The sequence below is a fragment of the Methylobacterium sp. 001424705 genome (assembly GCF_059816145.1).
In genome coordinates, this window is record NZ_JCBANU010000004.1 from 128,240 (window position 1) to 149,291 (window position 21,052).

19 protein-coding genes are annotated in these 21,052 nt (G+C 69.5%); 10 read left to right on the plus strand and 9 right to left on the minus strand.

Annotated elements, in window-relative coordinates; genetic code table 11:
• Positions 1–66: 66 nt before the first annotated feature.
• The 4 genes from AC6EUL_RS05215 to AC6EUL_RS05230 are packed head-to-tail and all read right to left on the minus strand — an operon-like array spanning position 67 to position 9,488.
• Positions 67–1,563, minus strand: coding sequence for an efflux transporter outer membrane subunit (locus AC6EUL_RS05215; RefSeq protein ID WP_499869231.1), 1,497 nt, complete (start codon positions 1,561–1,563; stop codon positions 67–69).
• Entirely contained in the window at positions 1,560–4,865 is a 3,306-nt protein-coding gene (locus AC6EUL_RS05220) for an efflux RND transporter permease subunit (RefSeq protein WP_056214902.1), read from the minus strand. Before AC6EUL_RS05220 ends, AC6EUL_RS05215 begins: the two co-directional genes overlap by 4 nt.
• Positions 4,862–7,987, minus strand: coding sequence for an MdtB/MuxB family multidrug efflux RND transporter permease subunit (locus AC6EUL_RS05225; protein WP_056490767.1), 3,126 nt, complete (start codon positions 7,985–7,987; stop codon positions 4,862–4,864). Before AC6EUL_RS05225 ends, AC6EUL_RS05220 begins: the two co-directional genes overlap by 4 nt.
• A gap of 4 nt (positions 7,988–7,991) precedes the next feature.
• Positions 7,992–9,488 carry an MdtA/MuxA family multidrug efflux RND transporter periplasmic adaptor subunit gene (locus AC6EUL_RS05230; RefSeq protein ID WP_056352577.1) on the minus strand — a complete coding sequence of 499 codons (1,497 nt, stop codon included), beginning with the start codon at positions 9,486–9,488 and terminating at the stop codon, positions 7,992–7,994.
• A gap of 753 nt (positions 9,489–10,241) precedes the next feature.
• Between AC6EUL_RS05230 and AC6EUL_RS05235 the strand changes: the two genes are divergently transcribed.
• The 3 genes from AC6EUL_RS05235 (at position 10,242) to AC6EUL_RS05245 (ending at position 13,107) form a co-directional block, all read left to right on the plus strand.
• Positions 10,242–11,396: an aminotransferase gene (locus AC6EUL_RS05235; RefSeq protein WP_056275414.1), complete on the plus strand. Its 1,155-nt coding sequence runs from the start codon at positions 10,242–10,244 to the stop codon at positions 11,394–11,396.
• Positions 11,397–11,507: 111 nt separating this feature from the next.
• Entirely contained in the window at positions 11,508–11,948 is a 441-nt protein-coding gene (locus AC6EUL_RS05240; RefSeq protein ID WP_056214886.1) for a DUF4112 domain-containing protein, read from the plus strand.
• A gap of 25 nt (positions 11,949–11,973) precedes the next feature.
• Positions 11,974–13,107, plus strand: a complete 1,134-nt coding sequence (locus AC6EUL_RS05245; RefSeq protein WP_499869235.1) for an ABC transporter permease — start codon at positions 11,974–11,976, stop codon at positions 13,105–13,107.
• A 40-nt stretch (positions 13,108–13,147) separates the two neighbouring features.
• Here AC6EUL_RS05245 and AC6EUL_RS05250 read toward each other — a convergent pair whose 3' ends face one another.
• The 3 genes from AC6EUL_RS05250 to AC6EUL_RS05260 form a co-directional block, all read right to left on the minus strand.
• Positions 13,148–13,486, minus strand: a complete 339-nt coding sequence (locus AC6EUL_RS05250) for a hypothetical protein (RefSeq protein ID WP_056275408.1) — start codon at positions 13,484–13,486, stop codon at positions 13,148–13,150.
• A gap of 94 nt (positions 13,487–13,580) precedes the next feature.
• On the minus strand, positions 13,581–14,240 hold the full coding sequence (locus tag AC6EUL_RS05255; RefSeq protein ID WP_056214877.1) for a transglutaminase-like cysteine peptidase: 660 nt from the start codon (positions 14,238–14,240) through the stop codon (positions 13,581–13,583).
• Positions 14,241–14,322: 82 nt separating this feature from the next.
• On the minus strand, positions 14,323–14,529 hold the full coding sequence (locus tag AC6EUL_RS05260; protein ID WP_499869237.1) for a hypothetical protein: 207 nt from the start codon (positions 14,527–14,529) through the stop codon (positions 14,323–14,325).
• 130 nt (positions 14,530–14,659) lie between these two features.
• On the opposite strand from AC6EUL_RS05260, the gene AC6EUL_RS05265 reads away from it, so the two are divergent.
• Positions 14,660–15,046, plus strand: coding sequence for a phospholipase A2 family protein (locus AC6EUL_RS05265; protein WP_056214874.1), 387 nt, complete (start codon positions 14,660–14,662; stop codon positions 15,044–15,046).
• 45 nt (positions 15,047–15,091) lie between these two features.
• Here AC6EUL_RS05265 and AC6EUL_RS05270 read toward each other — a convergent pair whose 3' ends face one another.
• Entirely contained in the window at positions 15,092–15,490 is a 399-nt protein-coding gene (locus AC6EUL_RS05270; protein ID WP_056214871.1) for a DUF3775 domain-containing protein, read from the minus strand.
• A 102-nt stretch (positions 15,491–15,592) separates the two neighbouring features.
• Between AC6EUL_RS05270 and AC6EUL_RS05275 the strand changes: the two genes are divergently transcribed.
• Genes AC6EUL_RS05275 through AC6EUL_RS05285 form a run of 3 tightly spaced genes read left to right on the plus strand, consistent with a single transcriptional unit; the run spans position 15,593 to position 17,644 of the window.
• Positions 15,593–16,375, plus strand: coding sequence for a DUF429 domain-containing protein (locus AC6EUL_RS05275; RefSeq protein WP_499869240.1), 783 nt, complete (start codon positions 15,593–15,595; stop codon positions 16,373–16,375).
• 15 nt (positions 16,376–16,390) lie between these two features.
• Positions 16,391–16,912, plus strand: a complete 522-nt coding sequence (locus tag AC6EUL_RS05280) for an NUDIX hydrolase (RefSeq protein ID WP_499869242.1) — start codon at positions 16,391–16,393, stop codon at positions 16,910–16,912.
• Positions 16,913–16,972: 60 nt separating this feature from the next.
• A complete protein-coding gene (locus AC6EUL_RS05285; protein ID WP_056214861.1) occupies positions 16,973–17,644 on the plus strand; it encodes a carbonic anhydrase in 672 nt (223 codons plus the stop codon).
• A gap of 103 nt (positions 17,645–17,747) precedes the next feature.
• Here AC6EUL_RS05285 and AC6EUL_RS05290 read toward each other — a convergent pair whose 3' ends face one another.
• The gene (locus AC6EUL_RS05290) at positions 17,748–18,455 is read right to left on the minus strand and encodes a DUF4142 domain-containing protein (protein ID WP_499869244.1); all 708 of its coding nucleotides are present in this window, start codon (positions 18,453–18,455) and stop codon (positions 17,748–17,750) included.
• Positions 18,456–18,781: 326 nt separating this feature from the next.
• On the opposite strand from AC6EUL_RS05290, the gene AC6EUL_RS05295 reads away from it, so the two are divergent.
• The 3 genes from AC6EUL_RS05295 (at position 18,782) to AC6EUL_RS05305 (ending at position 21,029) form a co-directional block, all read left to right on the plus strand.
• Positions 18,782–19,639, plus strand: coding sequence for a universal stress protein (locus AC6EUL_RS05295; protein WP_056214854.1), 858 nt, complete (start codon positions 18,782–18,784; stop codon positions 19,637–19,639).
• Between the two features lie 94 nt (positions 19,640–19,733).
• Positions 19,734–20,333: a hypothetical protein gene (locus AC6EUL_RS05300; RefSeq protein ID WP_056214851.1), complete on the plus strand. Its 600-nt coding sequence runs from the start codon at positions 19,734–19,736 to the stop codon at positions 20,331–20,333.
• Between the two features lie 96 nt (positions 20,334–20,429).
• Positions 20,430–21,029, plus strand: coding sequence for a hypothetical protein (locus tag AC6EUL_RS05305; RefSeq protein ID WP_056275389.1), 600 nt, complete (start codon positions 20,430–20,432; stop codon positions 21,027–21,029).
• Positions 21,030–21,052 lie beyond the last annotated feature (23 nt).

Genomic DNA, 21,052 nt, shown 5'->3' on the forward strand with positions numbered 1-21,052 from the left:
GCGACGTTCCGGCCAAGGTCGTGCCGGATCGCATGGGCTGACCCGACCGGGACGCGGGGCCGGTCCCTATTCGTCGGTGCGGACGGCCTGGCCCGAATCCACCGGCAGGCGGGCTTCCTTGAGGTCCTCCCCGCTCGGCAGGCTGCGCACGTCCCAGCCGCCGCCCAGCGCGCGGATCAGCGAGACCGCGGTGGTGAAACGGTTGAGGCGGATCTGCAGGGCGGCGACCTCGTTGTTCAGGGCGAGCGCCTGGGCCGTGACCACGGTGGTGAAGTTCTGCGTTCCGGCCCGGTACTCGTTCAGGGTGATCTCCACGGCGCGGCGAGCCGAGGCCACGGCCTCGTCCTGGGCCACCTGCTGCCGGGCAAGGATGCGCACGCCGGCAAGGCCGTTCTCGACCTCCGAGAAGGCGGTGAGCACGGTCTGGCGGTAATTGGCCACGCTGGCGTCATAGGCCGCGCGGGTGATGCGCAGGGCCGCCGCGCGGGCGCCCCCGTCGTAGAACACCTCCGTGCCGGCGGCCGCCACCGACCAGACCTGGTTGACGGCGGAGAGCAGGCCGTTGGCCGGGTTGCCCGAGATGCCGCCGGAGGCCGAGAGCGTCACGGTGGGGTAGAAAGCCGCCACGGCGACGCCGATCTGCTCGCTCTGGGCCTGGACGTTGCGCTCGGCCTGCGCGACGTCGGGGCGCCGCTCGAGAAGCGTCGAGGGAATGCCGACCGGCACGGCGGGCGGGCGCGCGGCGAGCGGCGCCACCGGCAGGCTCAGCTCCGACGGCGGCCGACCCACGAGGAGCGCGATGGCGTGTTCGAAGGTGGCGCGCTGCAGGCCGATGGCGATGGCCTGGGCCTGCGTGGTCTGGAGCTGCGTCTGGGCCGTGATCACGTCCGAGCGTGCGGCGACGCCGGCATTGTACTGGTTCTCGGTGATCGCGAGGCTCTTCTTGTAGCCTTCGATGTTCTCGTTGAGCACGCGCTGGAGCGAATCCTGGTAGCGCAGCGTCAGGTAATTGGTCGCAACTTCGGACTGGAGCGTCAGGCGCACCAGGGCGAGTTCGGCGGCGCTGGCCTGGGCCGTGGCGACCTCGCTCTCGATGTTGCGGCGGATGCGGCCGAACAGGTCGAGTTCCCAGCTGGCCTGACCCTGGAGCGAGACGTTGGTGCGCTCGATCCCGAGGGAGCGGGACCGCGAGACACTGGGGGCGCCGGTGACCGTGGGGAACAGGGCGGCGCGGGCCTGGGCGACGAAGGCGCGCGCCTGCTCGTAGGCGGCCACCTGGACCCGAAGGCTCTGGTTGTCGACATCCACGAGGCGGATCAGGCGGTCGAGGGTGGGGTCGCGGAACACCCGCCACCAGTCGCCGCGCTCGGCCCCGTCATTGGGCGCGGCCGGACGCCAGCCCTTGCGGCTCGCCACGTAGGCGGCGCTGTCCTCGCGGGTGCCCCCCTGCTTGAACGCCAGGGGCGTCTCCGCCGAAGGACGCGCGTAGTCCGGCCCGACCATGCAGCCGGACACGAGCCCGGGCAGGCCCAAGAGGGCGAAGAGTCCGGGGCGCAGCCTCATTCGGCCGGGCTCAGGGCCGCGCCGGCCGCCGGCGCGCGGCGGCGCAGCCGGTCGAGATACAGGTACACGACGGGGGTGGTGTAGAGGGTCAGGATCTGGCTCACGATCAGGCCGCCGACGATGGCGATGCCGAGGGGCCGCCGCAGTTCGGAGCCCTCCCCGCCGGCGAGGATGAGGGGCAAGGCGCCGAGCATCGCGGCGAGCGTTGTCATCATGATCGGGCGGAAGCGCAAGAGGCAGGCCTCGAAGATCGCCTCCTTCGGGGAGGCTCCGCGCGTGCGCTCGGCATCCAGGGCGAAGTCGATCATCATGATGGCGTTCTTCTTGACGATGCCGATGAGCAGGAAGACCGCGATCAGCGCGATGACGGTGAATTCGGTGCCGGACACGAGAAGCGCCAGCAGCGCGCCGATGCCGGCCGAGGGCAGCGTCGAGAGGATCGTGACGGGGTGGATGAAGCTCTCGTAGAGGATGCCGAGGATCGTGTAGACCGCCAGCAGCGCGGCCAGGATCAGCAAGGGCTGGCGTGAGGACGATTCCTGGAAACTCTTGGCCGAACCCGCGAATTCACCGTGGATGGTGGCGGGCAGGCGCAGGTCGGTGATGGCTTGTTCGATGGCGGCGGTGGCATCGGACAGGCTCTTGCCGGGCACGAGATTGAACGAGATCGTGGTGGCGACGAACAGGCCCTGGTGACTCACCTGCACGGGCGCGTTGCCGGTCTCCAGGCGGGCGAAGGCCGAGAGCGGAATCATCGTCTCCTTGGCGCTCGACACCGGCGCGCTCGACGAGGCGCCGCCCTTGCCGCCCGCGATGGCGTTGGCGGCGGCGTTGCGGGCAGAATCGGTGGCGATGGAGGCGGCACTGGCGTCGGCGGCCGCCGTCGCGCCGACGGCTCCGGTCGCCGCGGCTCCGGTCGGGGCGCCCGCCACCGTGCCGGCCACCGCGTTGGTGGTGGCCGAGCCCCGCGCCTTGCCGCCCGAGGTCGAGACGTAGAGCATCTTCAGGGTGTCGGGGCTCTGGAGGTAGCGCGGCGCGATCTCCATCACGACGTGATACTGATTCAGAGGGTTGTAGATTGTCGAGACCTGGCGCTGGCCGAAGGCGTCGTAGAGCGTGTTGTCGATCTTGTCCGGGGTCAGGCCGTAGCGGAAGGCGCTGGCCCGGTCGATCACGAGGCGGCTCTCGAGGCCGCCCTCCTGCTGGTCGGAGGTGACGTCGGCGAAGATCGGGTTCTTCTGCAGCGCCTGCACCAGCTTCGGCGCGGCGGCGTAGAGTTCCTCCGCCGTGTCGCCCTGGAGGGTGTACTGATACTGGGCAAAGCTCTGGCGGCCGCCCATGCGCAGGTCCTGGCGCGGGAACAGGTAGAGGCGGGCGCCGGCGACCTGCGACAGCTTCGGGCGCAGGCGTGCCATCACGGCGGTGATCGACTCACGCTCGCCCCGGGGCTTGAGGCCCACGAAGACGTTGGCCGAGTTGGTGCCGCGCCCGCCCGTGAAGCCCACGACGCTGTCGACGGCGGGGTCGGCCTGCACGATGGCGGTGGCCTGTTCCAGCTTCTGCTTCATCGACTGGAACGAGATGCGCTGGTCGGCCTGGATGCCGCCCATCATCTGTCCCGTATCCTGCTCGGGAAAGAAGCCCTTCGGCACGATGACGTAGAGGTAGACGTTCAGGCCCACGGTTGCGAGCAGCGAGAGGGCGACCAGCCGACGATGGCGCAGGGCGATGCGCAGGGTGCGCTCGTAGCCCCTCAGCATCCCGTCGAACCCGGCCTCCAGGACGCGCACGAACCCGTTCGGCCGCACGGTCTCGTGGGGGGCCTCGCGCCGCAGGAGCAGTGCGCACATCATCGGCGTGGTGGTGAGCGAGAGCACCAGCGAGATCAGGATCGCCAGCGAGAGCGTGACGGCGAATTCCTGGAACAGGCGCCCGACGATGCCGCCCATCAGGAGGATCGGCAGGAACACCGCCACGAGCGACAGGCTCATGGAGATGACGGTGAAGCCGACCTCGCGCGAGCCGAGGAGCGCCGCCTCGACCCGGGGCCTGCCCTTCTCAATGTGGCGCTGGATGTTCTCCAGGACCACGATGGCGTCGTCCACGACGAAGCCCGTGGCGATGATGAGCGCCATCAGCGACAGGATGTTGAGGCTGTAATCGAGCAGGTACATCGCCGAGTAGGTCCCGACGATGGAGATCGGCACCGCGACGGCCGGGATCAGCGTGGCCCGCCCCGAGCGCAGGAACAGGAACACCACGAAGACGACGAGCACGACGGCGATGAGCAGCGTCTCCTCGGTCTCGGCCAGGGAGGCCCGGATGGTGGCGCTGCGGTCGCCCGTGACCATGAGGTCGATGTCGCCCGGGAGCGCCGCCGTCACCTGCGGAATCGCCGCCTTCAGCCCCCGGATCGTGTCGACGACGTTGGAGCCGGGCTGCTTGTAGATGAACAGGATCACGCCCGGCTTGCCGTTCACCAGGCCGAGGTTGCGCCGGTCCTCCACCGAATCCTCGATCGCGCCCACATCGGTCAGGCGTACGGCGGCGCCGTTGCGATAGGCCACCACGAGGTCGCGGTAATCGGCCGCCACCCGGCCCTGGTCGTTGGCGTAGAGCTGGTAGTGGCGCGTCTCCGTCTCGATGGCGCCCTTCGGCGAGTTGGCGTTGGCCGACGCGAGCGCCGCACGGATGCCCTCGAGGCCGATGCCGTAGTTGAAGAGCGCCGTGGGATCGAGTTCGACCCGCACGGCCGGCAGCGACGAGCCGCCGATGTCGACGTTCCCGACCCCGGGGAGCTGGGACATCTTCTGCTGCACCACCGTGGCGGCGGAATCGTAGAGCTGGCCCGGCGTCAGGGTGTTCGAGGTGAGGCCCAGGATGAGGATCGGCGCGTCGGCCGGGTTGAACTTCCGGTAGGTGGGATTCGACCGGAGGGCCGTCGGCAGATCGGCCCGGGCGGCGTTGATCGCGGCCTGGACGTCGCGGGCCGCACCGTCGATGTCGCGGTTGAGCCCGAACATCAGCACGAGGCGGACCGAGCCGAGCGAACTCGTCGAGGTCATCTCGGTGACGTCCGCGATGGCGCCGAGGCGGCGCTCCAGGGGCGCCGCCACCGTGGTGGCCATGGTCTCCGGCGAGGCGCCGGCCATCTGCGCCTGAACCAGGATGACGGGGAAATCCACCTGCGGCAGCGGCGCCACCGGCAGCTTCAGGAAGGCGAAGATGCCCGCGAGCAGCACGCCGATGGTCAGCAGCGTGGTGGCGACGGGCCGCCGGATGAACGGCTCGGAGACGTTCACGGCAGCGCCTCGACGCTGTCGGCGCCGCCGGCGCGGCGGCCGGAGAGGCGGCGCTCCAGGCGATCGAAGGCGAGGTAGATCACCGGGGTGGTGAACAGGGTCAGCACCTGGCTGACGATGAGGCCGCCCGCGATGACGATGCCAAGCGGCTGGCGCAGTTCGGAGCCGACGCCGGTGCCGACGATGAGCGGCACCGCCGCGAACAGGGCCGCCAGCGTGGTCATCAGGATCGGCCGGAAGCGCAGGATGCAGGCCTCGTAGATCGCGTCGCGCGGGCTCATGCCCTCCTCGCGCTCCGCCTGGAGCGCGAAGTCGATCATCATGATCGCGTTCTTCTTCACGATGCCGATGAGCAGCACGATGCCGATGATCGCGATGATGTCGAGGGAGAGCCCGAACAGCATCAGCCCGATCAGCGCCCCGATGCCGGCCGAGGGCAGCGTCGACAGGATGGTGATCGGGTGGATGAAGCTTTCGTAGAGCACGCCGAGGACGATGTAGACGGTGACGATGGCGGCCAGCACCAGGAAGAGCTGGTTCGAGAGCGCCGACTGGAAGGCGAAGACCGAGCCCTGCGGCACCACGCGGAAGCTCGGCGGCAGATCGATCGACCGGCGTGCCGCCTCCACCGCCCCCACCGCATCGCCGAGCGCCACGCCGGGCGCGAGATTGAACGACACGGTGGTGGCGGGGAACTGACCGAGATGGCTGATCAGCAGCGGCGCCCGCCGCTCGCTCACCTGGGCCACGGCCGAGAGCGGAACCTGGCCGGAGGCGACGGTGGAGGACGGCAGGTAGATGTGGTCCAGGCTCTCGATGGTCTTGTGCAGGTCCGGGTCGGCCTCGAGGATGACCCGGTACTGGTTCGACTGGGTGAAGATCGTCGAGATGATGCGCTGACCGAAGGCGTCGTAGAGGGCGTTGTCGACGGTGGCCGGCGTGATGCCGTAGCGCCCGGCGGTCGGACGGTCGATGGTGATGTAGGCGGCCAGACCGCTCGCCTGAAGGTCGCTCGCCACGTCCATCAGCAGCGGAGAGGCCTGCAGCGCCCGCACGAAGCGCGGCACCCAGGTCTCGAACTCGGTCAGGTTCGGGTTCTCCAGGATGACCTGGTACTGGGTCGCGCCCACCGCCGTATCGATGGTGAGGTCCTGCACCGACTGCAGGTAGAGGCGGATGCCCGCGACATCGGTGGTGGCCGCTTTGAGCCGTTCGATGATCTCGGGCGCGCGGGCGATGCGCTGATCCTGCGGCTTCAGGTTGATGAGGAAGCGGCCGGAATTCAGGGTGACGTTCTGGCCGTCGACCCCGATGAAGGAGGACAGGCTCTGCACGTCCGGGTCCTTGAGCACGACGGCGGCGAGCTTCTGCTGGCGCTCGGCCATGGCGGCGTAGGAGACGGTCTGGTCGGCCTGGGTGACGCCCTGGATGACGCCGGTATCCTGCACCGGGAAGAACCCCTTCGGGATCACCACGAACAGGTAGGCGGTGAGCGCGATCGTGCCGAGGGTCACGATCAGGGTCAGCGTCTGGTGGCGAAGCACCACCCGCAGCATGCGGCCGTAGCCGGCGATGATGCCGTCCATGCCCCGGCGCGCGGTGCGGGCGACGATCCCCTCGCGCCGGTCCGGGGCACCGGGCACGTGCGCCTTCAGCAGGCGGGCGCACAGCATCGGCACGAGGGTGAGCGAGACCACCGCCGAGATGATGATGGTGGCCGCCAGCGTGATCGCGAATTCGTGGAACAGGCGCCCCACCACGTCCCCCATGAACAGCAGCGGGATCAGCACGGCGATCAGCGAGACGGTGAGCGAGATGATGGTGAAGCCGATCTCGCGGCTGCCCTTCAGCGCGGCCTCGAGGGGGGAATCGCCCTCCTCCACGTGGCGGGCGATGTTCTCGATCACCACGATGGCATCGTCGACCACGAAGCCGGTGGCGATGGTGAGCGCCATCAGCGACAGGTTGTCGAGGGAGAAGCCGTAGAGGTCCATGACCGCCAGGGCGCCGATCAGGGAGAGCGGCACCGACAGGCTCGGGATCAGGGTCGCGGAGACGCTGCGCAGGAACAGGAAGATCACCAGCACCACGAGGCCGATGGCCAGCGCCAGCTCCACCTGCACGTCGTGCACCGAGGCGCGGATGGTGGTGGTGCGGTCGGTGAGCACGGTGACGCCGATGGCGGCGGGCAGGGTCGCCTGGAGCTGGGGCAGCAGCGCCTTGATCTTGTCGACGGTGCTGATGACGTTGGCGCCGGGCTGGCGCTGGATGTTCAGGATGACGGCGGGCGTCTCGTCCATCCAGGCGCCGAGCTTGGTGTTCTCGGGACCGTTGACCACGTCGGCCACGTCCGAGAGCCGGACCGGCGCGCCGTTCTTGTAGGCGATGATCGCGTCGTCATAGGCCTTCGGGTCGCGGATCTGATCGTTGGCGTTGATGGAATAGGACTGCGTCGGCCCGTCGATGGTGCCCTTCGGCGTGTTGACGTTGAGGTTGGTGACCGTGGTGCGCAGGTCGTCGATGTTGAGGCCGTAGGCGGCCAGGGCGCGGGCGTTGAAGCGGATGCGCACGGCGGGGCGCTGTCCGCCGCCGGTGCTGACGAGGCCGACGCCGGCCACCTGGGAGATCTTCTGGGCCAGTCGCGTCTCGGCCAGATCGCGCACTTCGGTGAGCGGCAGGGTCTTCGACGTCAGAGCCAGGGTCAGGATCGGCGCATCGGCCGGGTTCACCTTGGCATAGATCGGCGGCGCCGGCAGGTCCGAGGGCAAGAGGTTGCCCGCCGCGTTGATCGCGGCCTGGACCTGCTGCTCGGCGATGTCGAGGGCGAGATCCAGGCTGAACTGCAGGGTGATGACGGAGGCGCCGGCCGAGCTCTGCGACGTCATCTGGTTGAGGTTGGCGAGTTGTCCGAACTGCCGCTCCAGCGGCGCCGTCACCGCCGAGGTCATCACCTCGGGGCTGGCGCCCGGATAGAAGGTCTGGATCTGGATCGTCGGGTAGTCGACCGACGGCAGGGCCGAGACCGGCAGGTTCAGGTACGACACCATCCCGACGAGCAGGATCGCCAGCATGAACAGCGTGGTGGCGACGGGCCGCAGGATGAAGAGGCGGGACGGATTCATCGGCTCATTGCGCCTCGGCCGGCCGCTGCCGGCGGCGCTCGCGCTTCTGGCTCTCGGGCGCGACGGCATCCGCCTTGGCGGCGTCGGGCTTGGCCCCCTCCGTCACCGGCGCGGCGGCCGGCGTGCTCTGAGCCTCCGCCGGCGCGCCCCGACCACCGGCCGGCTTGCCCTGCACATCGGCCGCATGATCGCGGTGCGGGGCGCTCCGGGCCTTGCCGGCCTCCTCGGTGATGCGCACCGGTGCGCCGTCGCGCAGGCGGTCGGTCCCGTCCACGACCACGCGGTCGCCGATGTTCAGTCCCTCGGTCACCACCGTACGGGGGCCATCCGCCTCGCCGAGCTTGATCGGGCGGACGACGACCTTGTCGTCGCCCTGCAGCAGGTAGACGTAGGTGCCCGGCGTCCCGCGCAGGATCGCCGCCGTGGGGACGATCGGGGCGTCGCGCACGGTATCGACGACGAGCTTGGCGTTGACGAACTGGTTCGGAAACAGGGCGTCGTCCTGGTTCTCGAAGATCGCGCGCAGCTTCACCGTTCCGGTGGTGGTGTCGATCTGGTTGTCCACCGTGTCGAGGACGCCGGTGGCGATCACGTTGGTGTCGCCCCGGTCGTAGGCCGTGACGATGAGCTTGGCGCCCGACCGCACGCGGCGCATCACCCGCGCGACGTCGTCCTCCGGCAGGGTGAAGACCACCGAGATCGGATGCAGTTGGGTCACAACCACGATGCTGGTCGAGGCCGCCGTGATGTAGTTGCCCTGGTCGATCTGCCGCAGGCCGACGCGGCCTTCCACCGGCGAGACGATGCGGGTGTAGGTGATGTTGAGCTTCTGCTGGTCGACCAGGGCCTGGTCGGCCGCCACCGTGCCCTCGTTCTGCTTCACGAGGGCCCCTTGCGTGTCGACGTTCTGCTTCGAAATCGAATCCTGCTGGGAAAGCCGCTGAAAACGGGCGAGATCGAGCTTCGAGTTCTGCAGCAGGGCCTGATCGCGCATCAACTGGCCCTGATACTGGGCGAGCTGGGCCTCGTAGGGGCGCGAATCGATCTGGGCGAGGAAATCGCCTTTCTTCACGGTCTGGCCCTCGCGAAAGCCGATCTCCGTGAGGTAGCCGCTGATCTGCGAGCGCACCGTGACGGTGGCGAGGGGCGTGACCGTGCCGAGGCCGGCCAGCACGATCGGGACGTCGCCCGCCGCGACCGTGGCGATGCCCACCGCCTGAGCCGGCTCGCCATGGCCGCCGCGTCCACCCGCTCCCTTGCCGCGCCCGGACGTGGCGGCGACCTGGGTCTCCGTTTTCGGCGCGAGGTAGAAGCGGTATCCGGCGTATCCGCCCCCCGCCAGGATCAGGAGAAGGACGAACCAGAGCCCCGCCCGGCTGCGACGGGCCGGTGGTGCGGTGCGCGACTCGCGCGGCAGCACATCGCCCGGGCGCGCGTCGTCCCGGAGCGTCCCGGGGTATTCGCGCGCTGTCTCGGTGCGGATGGGAGAGGTTTCGTTCATGGCCTGACGATCATGGCGTGTTGCGGACGGCGTTGCGAGCGGAAGAACCGGCAGGCTCTCACGAGACCAACGGCCGCCGGCGCAACGCAATCCCGGTCCCCATGCCCGGTCGGCGCATGTCCGATCGACGCTTGGCCAGCCGGTGCTCGGCCAGTCGATGCTTGGCCGGATCGGCAGGAGCTGCCGATGGGGAGGACATAAGGTCCATGGGCGCTCCGGGACAGGATCGAGCGACGCCGCACCCTGCGCCCCGCATCGGCGGGTCTCGCCCGACCCTGGATCTGCTCCAAGCGAAACTCGACCCCGGCCGGTCCCAGGTCTCGAAGGCGGTCGCGGCACGGCATGGAAGACGCTCTAGGGAACCAATGCGACTCCAGTGCGGCCTTCGCGTTTCCACCGTATTGCTGTCACGCCGGCACCCGGAAATCCCTGCCGAGACGCGCCCGGTTACGCGGCCAGCCCTCCGACAGACGAGAAAAGGCCGCCGCTGGGGGAAGCGACGACCTCTTCTTGGGAAGGACCGGAGCGGCGACGACACGTGCACGGAACGAGGGGGCGAAGTCCCGCGCTGGCAATCACCGCTCCAGCCGTGAGTCGAGAGTTACGTGATGGCTGATGAAAGTCAACAATCGTCAGGCCACCCGCCCGGAGGTGGTTCGGGCCGCGTGCGAGGACGCACATTTCACCGGGGCGAAGGGGCGTGCTACGCCACGGCTTGCCGCGCCGTTCCCCTTCCCCGAACCCCCGCTCTCCATGAATCCCGTCCTCGCCGATCTGCCGACGACCATCTTCACGGTGATGTCGGGCCTCGCCCGCGACCTCGGCGCGATCAATCTGGGTCAGGGCTTCCCGGACGATCCGGGACCGGAGGATGTCCGGCGCAGGGCCGCCGAGGCCGTGCTGCACGGCGACAATCAATACCCGCCGATGATGGGCTTGCCCAACCTGCGCCGGGCGATCGCGGCGCATTACGCGCACCACCAGGGGCTGGATCTCGAGCCGATGGCGGAGGTGATGGTAACGTCGGGGGCCACCGAGGCCATCGCCGCCGCCCTGTTCGCCCTGATCGCGCCGGGTGACGAGGTCGTGCTGTTCGCCCCCCTCTACGACGCCTACCTGCCGCTGGTGCGCCGGGCCGGCGGCGTCGCGCGTATCGTGCCGCTCCAGCCCCCGCAGTTCCGCCTCGACGCGGACGCCCTGGCGGACGCCTTCTCGGATCGGACGAAGCTCGTCGTCCTGAACAATCCGCTCAATCCCAGCGCCACGGTCTTCGGACGGGAGGATCTGGCGCTCCTCGCCTCCTTCTGCACTCGGCACGACGTGGTGGCGGTCTGCGACGAGGTCTGGGAGCATATCGTCTTCGACGGCGCACGACATTGCCCGCTGATGGCGCTCCCGGGCATGCGCGACCGGACCGTGAAGATCGGCTCGGCCGGCAAGATCTTCGGCCTGACCGGCTGGAAGGTCGGCTTCGTGATGGCGGCGCCGGCCCTGCTGCGGGTGGTGGCCAACGCCCACCAGTTCCTCACCTTCACGACGCCGCCCGCCCTGCAGGAGGCGGTGGCCTACGGGCTCGCCAAGGACGACGCCTACTTCACCGGCATGCGCGCGCGCTTCGCCGCCTCCCGCGACCGCCTGTCGGCGGGCCTCGCCGAACGCGGCTTCCGGGTGCTGCCTTCCCACGGCACCTACTTCCTTACCGTCGACCTCGCGCCCCTCGGCTGCGACGACGACGTCGCGTTCTGCGACGACCTGGTGCGCCGGCACGGCGTCGCCGCGATTCCGATCAGCGCCTTCTATCCGGATGCGTCCGTGCGCCACCTCGTGCGGCTCTGTTTCGCCAAGGCCGACGACGTCCTCGACCGGGCCCTCGACCGGCTCTCCACCGTCGCGCGGCAGGCGGCCTGATGGGCGGGTTCGCAGGGGCGGCGCTTGCGGGCGCACGGGACCGGGGCCACATCCCGACGCATGACCACGCCGCGCCCTTCCCCCAGGCTGGACTTGCCCCGGAGCCCGACCATGGACTTCACCCAGACCGCCGGTGCCACGACCCGCTTCCGACCCAAGGCGGACGACCGCGAGGCGACGCTGCTGCGCCTGGAGGCGTTCGCACACCTCATGGATTCGGCCTTCGTGATCCCCGGCATCAACCGGCGGGTGGGCCTCGACGCCCTGGTGGGTCTCGTCCCGGTGGTGGGCGACGTCGCCGGCATGCTGCTGGCCTCCTACATCGTGGTGGAGGCGCGCCGGCTCGGGGCGCCGCGCTGGCTCATCGCCCGGATGGCCTTGAACATCGCGGCCGACGGGGCGCTCGGTGCCGTGCCCCTGGCAGGCGACCTGTTCGATGCGGCGTTCAAGGCCAACCGCCGCAACGTGCGCCTGCTGCGGCGTCACCTCGAGCGGCATGGCGGCTTGCGCCCGAACGAGATCGAAGGCACGGCGACGCACATCGACGGCTGAGATCCGACGCACAGGGGGGCGCCCGATGAACGAGGTCGCGCGTCCCGACAGCGCCCGGGCAGTCGCCCTGCCCCAGCCGGGTCGGGGCCTCTCGCCCTTGAACCGGCGGCGGCTCGCCAATTTCCGGCGCAATCGACTGGGCTACTGGTCGTTCCTGATCTTCACGGCCCTGTTCGTCACGAGCCTGTTCGCCGAGTTCATCGCCAACGACCGGCCGCTGGTGGTCTCGTACAAGGGCGAGATCCTGTTCCCGGTGGTCATCGACTACCCGGACGAGAAGTTCGGCGGCTTCTATGCCCGGCCCAACTACCGCTCGGCGGAGACGCGCAAGGAGATCGCCGACAACGGCTGGGCGATCTGGCCGCCGATCCCCTATTCCTACGACACGATCATCGATGGCCTGCCGACCCCCTCCCCCTCGCCCCCGACCTGGATGCTGACGGAGGCCCAGTGCCAGAACGTCGGCAAGTCCTGCTCCGAACTCGAGACGCACTGGCTCGGGACCGACAACACCACCCGCGACGTGCTGGCGCGCATCATCTACGGCTTCCGCATCTCGGTGCTGTTCGGGCTGATCCTCGCCCTGATCTCCTCGGTGATCGGGGTGATCGCCGGGGCGGTGCAGGGCTATTTCGGTGGCTGGGTCGACCTCGCCCTGCAGCGCTTCATCGAGGTCTGGAGCGGCATCCCGACCCTCTACCTGATCATCATCATCTCGGCCTTCATCGAGCCGGGCTTCTTCGTGCTGCTGGGCATCCTGCTGCTGTTCTCGTGGGTGTCCCTCGTCGGAGTCGTGCGCGCGGAGTTCCTGCGGGCCCGCAACTTCGAGTACGTGCGCGCCGCCCGGGCGCTGGGCCTCTCGAACATCCGCATCATGAGCCGCCACCTCCTGCCCAACGCGATGGTGGCGACGCTGACCTTCCTGCCCTTCATCCTCAACGGATCGATCGGGACGCTGACCTCCCTCGACTTCCTCGGCTTCGGCCTGCCCCCCGGCTCGGCCTCGCTGGGCGAATTGCTGGCCCAGGGCAAGGACAACATCCAGGCCCCCTGGCTCGGACTGAGCGGCTTCTTCGTGGTGGCGGTGATGCTGAGCCTGCTGGTCTTCGCCGGCGAGGCCGTGCGCGATGCCTTCGACCCGCGAAAATCCTTCGCCTGACAGCCGTTTGCCGCCGCGGCGGGGAGCCTGAGAGAGCTCTTCAGAGCGGGCGCTGGCGACCGCCGTCGAGCAGCCAGCCCCTGGCACGGAGGAGCAGGGCCGGCCGGACCCGGGCGACGTCGTCGCCATCGACAAGGGGGGAGGCCGCGAGGGCGGTGAGGTAGGCCTGTTCGCTGGGCCGGCAGGTGCGCAGGGCCGCGTCGGCGGCGATGACCCGGCTGGAGAGGACGACCTCAAGGGCGAAGTTGCGGTTGAGGCAGGCGCGCCAGGAGGCGTGGCGCTCGGCCACGCTCGGAGCCTCCTGCGCCGCCGCGGACGCGACGAGCAGCATCAGCAAAGCGGGCGCAGCGGCGGTGCGGAGGTGATGGTGGAACGTCATGGCGGGGTATCCCGGAGCGGGATCACCCTTGCGCCGCCACGCTTAACCGCCCCTTAAAGGATCGGATTGTCCACGATCCCACACGGGGACAGCGTCAGCGGTTGGCGGTGGTGACGGGCGAGGCGGCCCGGCCCAGGGACACCCAGGCGACGGCATCCTGGCTCTCGCGCTTGATGAAGGTGTAGCCGGTCTGACGCCAGGGCAGGATCGTGCTGGTCTTGTTGTCGAGGATGAGGTCGCCGCGATCCGTGATCAGGGTCAGAACGGCGTGTCCCTCGCCCTTCTCGTCGATCACGACCGTCATCCGCATCGCGCGGCGCGGCAGCCCGGCCTCGGCCAGGAGCTTGCGCTTTAGGAGCTGGAAATCCTCGCAATCGCCCGAGCCGTCCTCGGCGAGGTCCCAGCGGTCCGCGACGCGCAGGTGGTCCATGTCGGTGACGGCGACGAGGGACTTGTTTACCCGGCGGTTGACCGAGACGATGGTGTTCCAGATCGTCGGCGTCAGGGTGATCTGAGCCGGCTCGGCGCCGTTCACCGCACACTCCGTCGCGTAGGCGGCGCAGAAATCGACCCAGGCGGCGATCGGGCGGGTCTGGGCGCCGGCGCTGATGGCGCTCGGGACGGTGGGCAGGGCTGCCAAGGTCTGCGCCTCCGCCCCCGACAGGGCGGCGAGGCCCGCGAACAGCGTCGCGGCGCCGAAGGCGGCGAAGCGGGTCGTCAGAGCCGAGAACCGCTGGGAAAACCCGTACCGCATGACCGCCCTTGGCCCCGTTAAGCTTCTGTTAACGAATGTCCCACGGCCGGCGTTGCACCACAATCGGCGGGTTAAGAAAAGGTTAACGGTGTGGATGGCGGCGCTTCGGTTCGTCGTCATGGCGTTCGGTCGACGCACCGATCCACCGCGACACGCCCGAGATCGGCGGCGGGAACGACGCCGTCCCCGTACGGCCGCGCAGCATTGCCGGACTGAATTTCATCGCGTGTCCGTGTTGCGGTCGAGGATTGTTTTTCCGGACGCCGAACAATCTCTGGTCGATCTGCATGCGACGGAGTCTCGGCTGGTCTCGCACGCCTCAACTGTCCCGGGGTCGGGCGGAGGGACGCTTGTCACCGGATGAGGAGGCCCCATTTCCACCCGCGAGGGCGCAATCAGACCGAGACGACGAGACTTCGATGATTGAGGCAGATCGACCCTTCCGGACCGCCCGGCTGGCCACGGCGCGGCTGGCGCTCGCCGCAGCCCTGGCGGCCGTGATGATCCCCGCCGCTCGGGCGCAGGAGATGCCCTACGTGAACCCGGAGAGCGGGACGTTCCTGATCCATGGCAATTACTGCGGACCGGGCAATCGCAGCCCGCGCCCGCCCATCGATGCCCTCGACCTCGCCTGCATGCATCATGACATCTGCTCGCCACCACGTGGGCAGATTGCCACCTGTGCCTGCAACGACCGCCTGCACGCGGAGGCCGAGGCGGTGTCGGCGGATTCGCGTCAGCCGCAGGGCCTGCGCGACACGGCCGGCTTCGTCGCCGACACCGCCCTCGCCCTGCCCTGCCGCTGACGCCATGCCCCGAGGCGCACCGCCCGCCTCGGGTTCCTGTTGGCCTTAGGCCTGGGGCAGGTCCGGCGTGATGCCGAGGTTGGACAGGCCCTCTTCGAGAAGGTCGCCCGCATTGGGGATGCCGAGGATCTCGTGGGCGGCCCCTTCGCCGACCGCCTCGCGCTCGCGGGCGAAGCGTACCGCCTCGGACCATTCCTCGGGCTCCATGTCGCCGCGCCCGATATAGAGGAGCGCCAGGAGGTCGGCGCGCTCGTCGTCGTTGAGGGCGCCGATCATCGACCGCAATTCTTCCTCAGTGGCGTCGTCCGTGCCCGAGACGAGCACGTCGGTGGCCCCGTCATCGGTGGGGTTGGAGCCGGAATCGGGGTCGGTCGCCCCTTCCTTCACATCGACGGCGCGCACGCGCAGGATGATCTCGGTGACCTTGTCGACGGCGATGTCCATGAACGCATTCCCGCTTCGGCGGCCGCCGGCAGCGGCGGTCCTGAGCAGCGACAACGGGCCAAGCCCGATCCGGTTCGCGCCGACCGCGTCCGGCCGACACCGATGACGCGCTGGATCGGGGGTCTCGACGGGTGCCGTGGGGCCTGGGCCGGGGTCCTTCTCGACCTCGACGACCCCGCCCGCTTCCGCGCCGTACGCGTCGCTCGGCCGGTCGACCTCCTCGACGGTCCCGAGGCGCCGATCCGCGTGGGGATCGACTGTCCCATCGGTCTGGAGGCACACGTGACCGGCGGTGGACGAAGTGCCGATCGGGCAGCACGCGCCGTCCTGGGTGCCGGACGGGCCAGCGTGTTTCCGGTGCCGGCTCGCGCAGCGGTCTATGCGGCGACCTACGAGGACGCGAAGGCGCTGTCGCGGGCGCGCAGCACGCCGCCCTTCGCGCCCTCGATCCAGTGCTGGAACATCCTGCCTGCCATCCGGGCGGTCGATGGGCTGCTGCGCGCCCGCCCGGATCTCATGGCGCGCCTTCACGAGGTCCATCCCGAGATCGTGTTCCGCTGCCTCAACGGCGGACGTCCCCTGGCGGCGGGCAAGAAGGGCCCGGCACGCCAGGCGGGCCTTTCCGAACGCCGCGCCCTGCTCGGACGCGCCGGCCTGCCCGAGGGCCTGATCACGGGACGGCCATCCGGGGTCGGTGCCGACGACCACCTCGATGCGCTGGCCGCCCTCGTGGTCGCCCGCGATCTCGCCGAGGGCCGTGCCCGCCCCCTGCCCGATCCGCCCGACCGGGACGGCGAGGGCCTTCCCGTCGCGATCTGGATGCCGGCCGATCCGCCGGGCCACCCCCTGGCCGCCAGCGAAATCCCTGCTAGATCGGGGAGCTGAAGCGGGGCGGCGGGAATGGACATGAGGCAGGATCTGACCGTTCGCGACATCGCCCGGGCGCTGGTGTTCGATCCCGATCACCGCCTGTTGCTCATCGCCTACGAGTCCGTGCGCCCGATCGATCCGAACAAGCCGGAAGACCGCACCTTCTGGTTCATGCCCGGGGGCGGGCTGGAGGCCGGCGAGACGCATGTGGAGGCCTGCCGGCGCGAACTGTCCGAGGAAATCGGCGTGGCGGATGCCGAAATCGGGCCGCAGGTCGCGTCCTGCGACGGCCCCTTCCACCTGTTCCGGACCTCCCGCTACGCCCGCGAGCGCTACTTCGTCGTCCGCCTGCCCAACGCGACCGTGGACACGAGCCGCCTGGCCGAGACCGAGGACAACCCCGTCCTCGGCACCCGCTGGTGGACGCTGGCCGAACTCGCGTCCACCTCCGAGCGCATCGAGCCGAGGGGGCTGGTCGAGGTCGCCCGCGACATCGTTGCCGGGACGATACCGGCGGCGCCAGTCGTCCTAAACTGGCGGGAGCAACCGTAGCCATCCGGCGCGCCACGCGTTGGCGCGCCTTCCACGACACCCATGAGCGAGGATCAACCCATGTTTCCAGAGACGCTGAAGGCCGGCTACCGCTCCTTCATCGACGGACGCCTGACCGACGAGGCCAAGCGCTACGCCAAGCTCGCCGAGGGCCAGAGCCCCGAGGTCCTGATGATCAGCTGCTGCGACAGCCGCGTCTCGCCGGAGGTGATCTTCGATACCGGACCGGGTGAACTCTTCGTGATCCGCAACGTCGCCAACATCGTCCCCCCGCACGAGACCGGCGGCGATTATCACGGCACTTCGGCGGCGATCGAGTTCGCGGTGGAGGGCCTGGAGGTCAAGCACATCGTGGTGCTGGGGCACGCCACCTGCGGCGGCATCAAGGCCTACGCCAACCCCGCCAAGCCCCTCTCGAAGGGTGACTTCATCGGCAAGTGGGTCTCCCTGGTCGAGCCCGCCGCCAGCAAGGCCGGCGACACGGAGGCCCCGGACTACCTGACCCGCCTCGAATACGCGATGGTCGCGCAGAGCCTCGAGAACCTGATGACATTCCCGTTCGTGCGCAAGCGAGTGGAAGGCGGGCAGCTGACCCTGCACGGGGCCCACTTCGGCATCGCGCGCGGTGAATTGCTCCTGCGCGACCCCGAGACCGGCGCGTTCAAACCCGCCATCGACCAGGCGGGACGCAGCCTGAGCCCGGCTTCAATGATCGGCTGCGCCGAGGCGTAAGCCCGCCCTGGAACGAAAAAGGACGCCAAGCCCCGAGGCTTGGCGTCCTTCTCGATCGTTGCACCACGCCGGGCGATGAAGCCCGACGTGGTACTGGTACGGTTCAGCGGGCGCCCGGAAGGCTCTGCGCCATCTGGTAATGGGCCTGCAGGACCGGCAGGGCCTGCTCCGCATGGGCGCGCAGGGCCGGGTTCGGGCCCGAAGCGGCGTAGGAGCGGAACATGCCAATGGTCATTTCGTGCGACTGGACCTGCATGCGGCCGTAGAGACGGTCGAAGCGCGGACCGGCGGGCGTCTGCGACAGCTCAGCGAGCATGGCCTGCTGCTGCGGGTTCGGCTGGATGATGGTGGTGCCGGCCGTGGTGTCCACGTCGCCGCGCAGGGCCTGGTTGCCCGTCGCCGCGCCGCGGGCCGCGCCCGAACCGATCCCCTCGACGCCCCCGATGGGACCGCCGCTCAGGGTGCCGCCCACTGCGCCGGCGGCGGCGCCCGTGGCCGCACCGACCGCACCTCCCGCGACCGCGAGCGGGGCGGTGATCAGGCCGCCGAGACCCTCGTTGCCGCGCACCGCGGCGTAGTTGTTCTCGCCACCGGCCAGCGCGACGTTGGCGGCGCGGTGGTCACGGATTGCATCGCGGGCGAAACGCAGCACCTGCGGGTTGCGGCTCTTGTTGATCGCAATCTGGCTCGACTGAATCTCGAAGGCGTTGGCCTGCATGGCGTCCATGCGGAAATCGCCCATGCTCTGCGCGAAGGCGGGAGCGGACAGGGCGGTCATCAGGGCGGTGAGAGCGAGAGTTTTCTTGATCATGTGTTCCTCAAATCCGGCGAGACAGTGCAGCTCGAACGCGCAAAGCTATTTCTTGTCGACGCGAAGCCCGCCTGTCACGGTTGGGGGGCCAACGAGAAAGTTCCGAATGGGTTCCCAACTTGGACAAAGTCTTTTCTGAGCTTTTCCCGAAAGCGACTGACCTTTGAAATGGCCAAGCTTATCGATCGATTAGTCGGTGTGCCGTGCCTCTTGGTTTGGCGACGCAGAGGCCTCGGGAAAACTTCAGGCGGCCTCGGCCATCCTGTTTTCCGGGACCGCGTTTCGCACTAGCTTGGCCCATCGTGCCGCTGCGAGGAAGGCTCCCGATGAAGACCCTGCTCGTTCCCGTCGCGTCCCACGACGCCCTGCCCTCGGTCTTCGAGACCGCGATCCTCACCGCCCGCCGGTTCGGCAGCCTCATCGAGGGCGTCTCCCTGCGGCCGGCCCTGGCCGAGTACGTTCCCGTCGACATGGTCGGCGGCATGACCTGGCTCCGTGACGAGGAGGCCGACAAGGTCGAGGCCGAGCGCGCCGGGCGGCAGTTCATCGACTTCATGACCCGGGCAGGCCTGCCGCTCGCGGCCGAGGGCCCGTGCAACCCGGAGGCCCTGGCCGCCGGTCCGCGCTACCGCTGGCGGGCCGACGTGCCGGCCGGCGACGGCTTCCTGGGCCAGTACGCGCGCCTGTTCACCGCCACGGTGGTGGGCCGGCCCGGCACGGAGGACGGCGCCCCGCGTATGACCACCTTCGAGACTGCCCTGTTCGAGAGCGGCCGTCCGATCCTGTTGGCGCCGCCGATCGCCCCGGCCACCCTGGGCGAGGCGATCCTGATCGCCTGGAACGGCTCCACCGAGACCGCCCGCGCCGTGGCCTTCGCAATGCCGTTCCTGCGGCAAGCCAAACGGATCCGCGTCATCAGCGTCGAGGGTGGGACGGTGCCGGGCCCGACCGCCGAGGAACTGGCCCGCGCCCTGGCCTGCGAGGGCATCGGCGCCGACTTCCGGGCCCATTCGGCCGGCCGGCGGACCCCGGGAGAGGTCTACCTCGCCGAGGCCGAAACCTTCGGGTGCGACCTCCTGATCAAGGGCGCCTACACCCAGAGCCGCCTGCGCCAGATGATCTTCGGCGGCCCGACGAGTCACCTCCTCGCCCATGCGGCGATCCCGATGCTGATGGCCCACTGATCGATCCGCATCGCGCGCAATTGACTTGCGCACGTAGAAGATCGGGAGCACCGTTCCGGCGGCCGGTTCGAACCGGTCGCCAGGAATCCTCTGCATGAAGTCGCTGACCCTTGTCCTCGCCCTGTCCGGCCTCGCTCTCGGCCTGCCGGCCATGGCCGACTCCCCCGTCGTCCGCATCCGAGGCACGATCGAGGCGGTGGACGGCACCAGCGTCACCATCAAGCCGCGCCTCGGCGCCCCGGTGCAGGTGAAGCTGGGCGACTCCGTCCGGGTCGCCACCGCCAACAGCGCCAAGATCAGCGACATCCAGCCCGACAGCTACATCGGGACCGCGGCCACGCCGCAGCCGGACGGAACCCTGAAGGCTCTCGAGGTCGCGGTGTTCGCGCCGAGCATGCGCGGGACCGGCGACGGCCACTATCCGTGGGATCTCGAGAAGGAAAACACCATGACCAACGGCGCGGTGGGGGCCCTCTCGGGGACCACCGACCGAACGATCCGGGTGACCTACAAGGGCGGCGAGAAGACCATCACGGTGCCGGAGGGCGTGCCGGTCGTGGCCCTCGCCCCCGGAGACGCCAGCAAGATCAAGCCGGGCGCCCGCGTGGTCGCCTTCACCAAGGCGGATGCCGGCGGCGTCGCGGTGGCCGACCGGATGATCGTGGGCGAGAACGGCACCGTCCCGCCGATGTGAGCGAAGGCGCAGCCAGCCCCATCGCCTGAAGACGCCCGGAACACCGGGTGGGGCGGCCGCTCCGCGCCCGTCCCCCAACACCCCAGGGAGAACGCCATGATGAAGACGCTGCTCACCGGCCTCACCGTCGGCCTCGCGCTCGCCACCGCGCCGGCGCGTGCCGCCGACGTGGTGCGCTACCGCGGCACCATCGAGTCGGTCGATGGTTCGACCGTCACGATCAAGCCCCGCATGGGCGAGACCAAGACCGTGGTCTTCGGGGACGACACCAAGATCCTGGCCGCCAGCACGGGCCAGCTCTCCGACATCAAGTCCGAGAGCTACATCGGCACCGCCGCGATCCCCCAGCCCGACGGCACCCAGAAGGCCCTGCAGGTGACGGTGTTCGCCTCCTCCCTGCGCGGCACCGCCGACGGCCACTATCCGTGGGATCTCGGCTCCAACTCCACCATGACAAACGGTGCCATCGGCAGCCTGTCCGGCACCGAGGGCCGGACCCTGCTGGTCAAGTATCAGGGCGGCGAGAAGAAGGTCGTGGTGCCGCAGGACGTGCCCGTGACCCTGGTCGATCCGGGCGAGAAGAGCATCGTGGTTCCGGGCGCCAAGGTGGTGGCCTTCACCAAGGCGGGCGCGGACGGCAAGCTCAACGCCGCCGTCCTGATCGTCGGCCGCAACGGCACCGTCCCGTCGATGTGATCCCCTCCCCGGCCCCTCCGCGA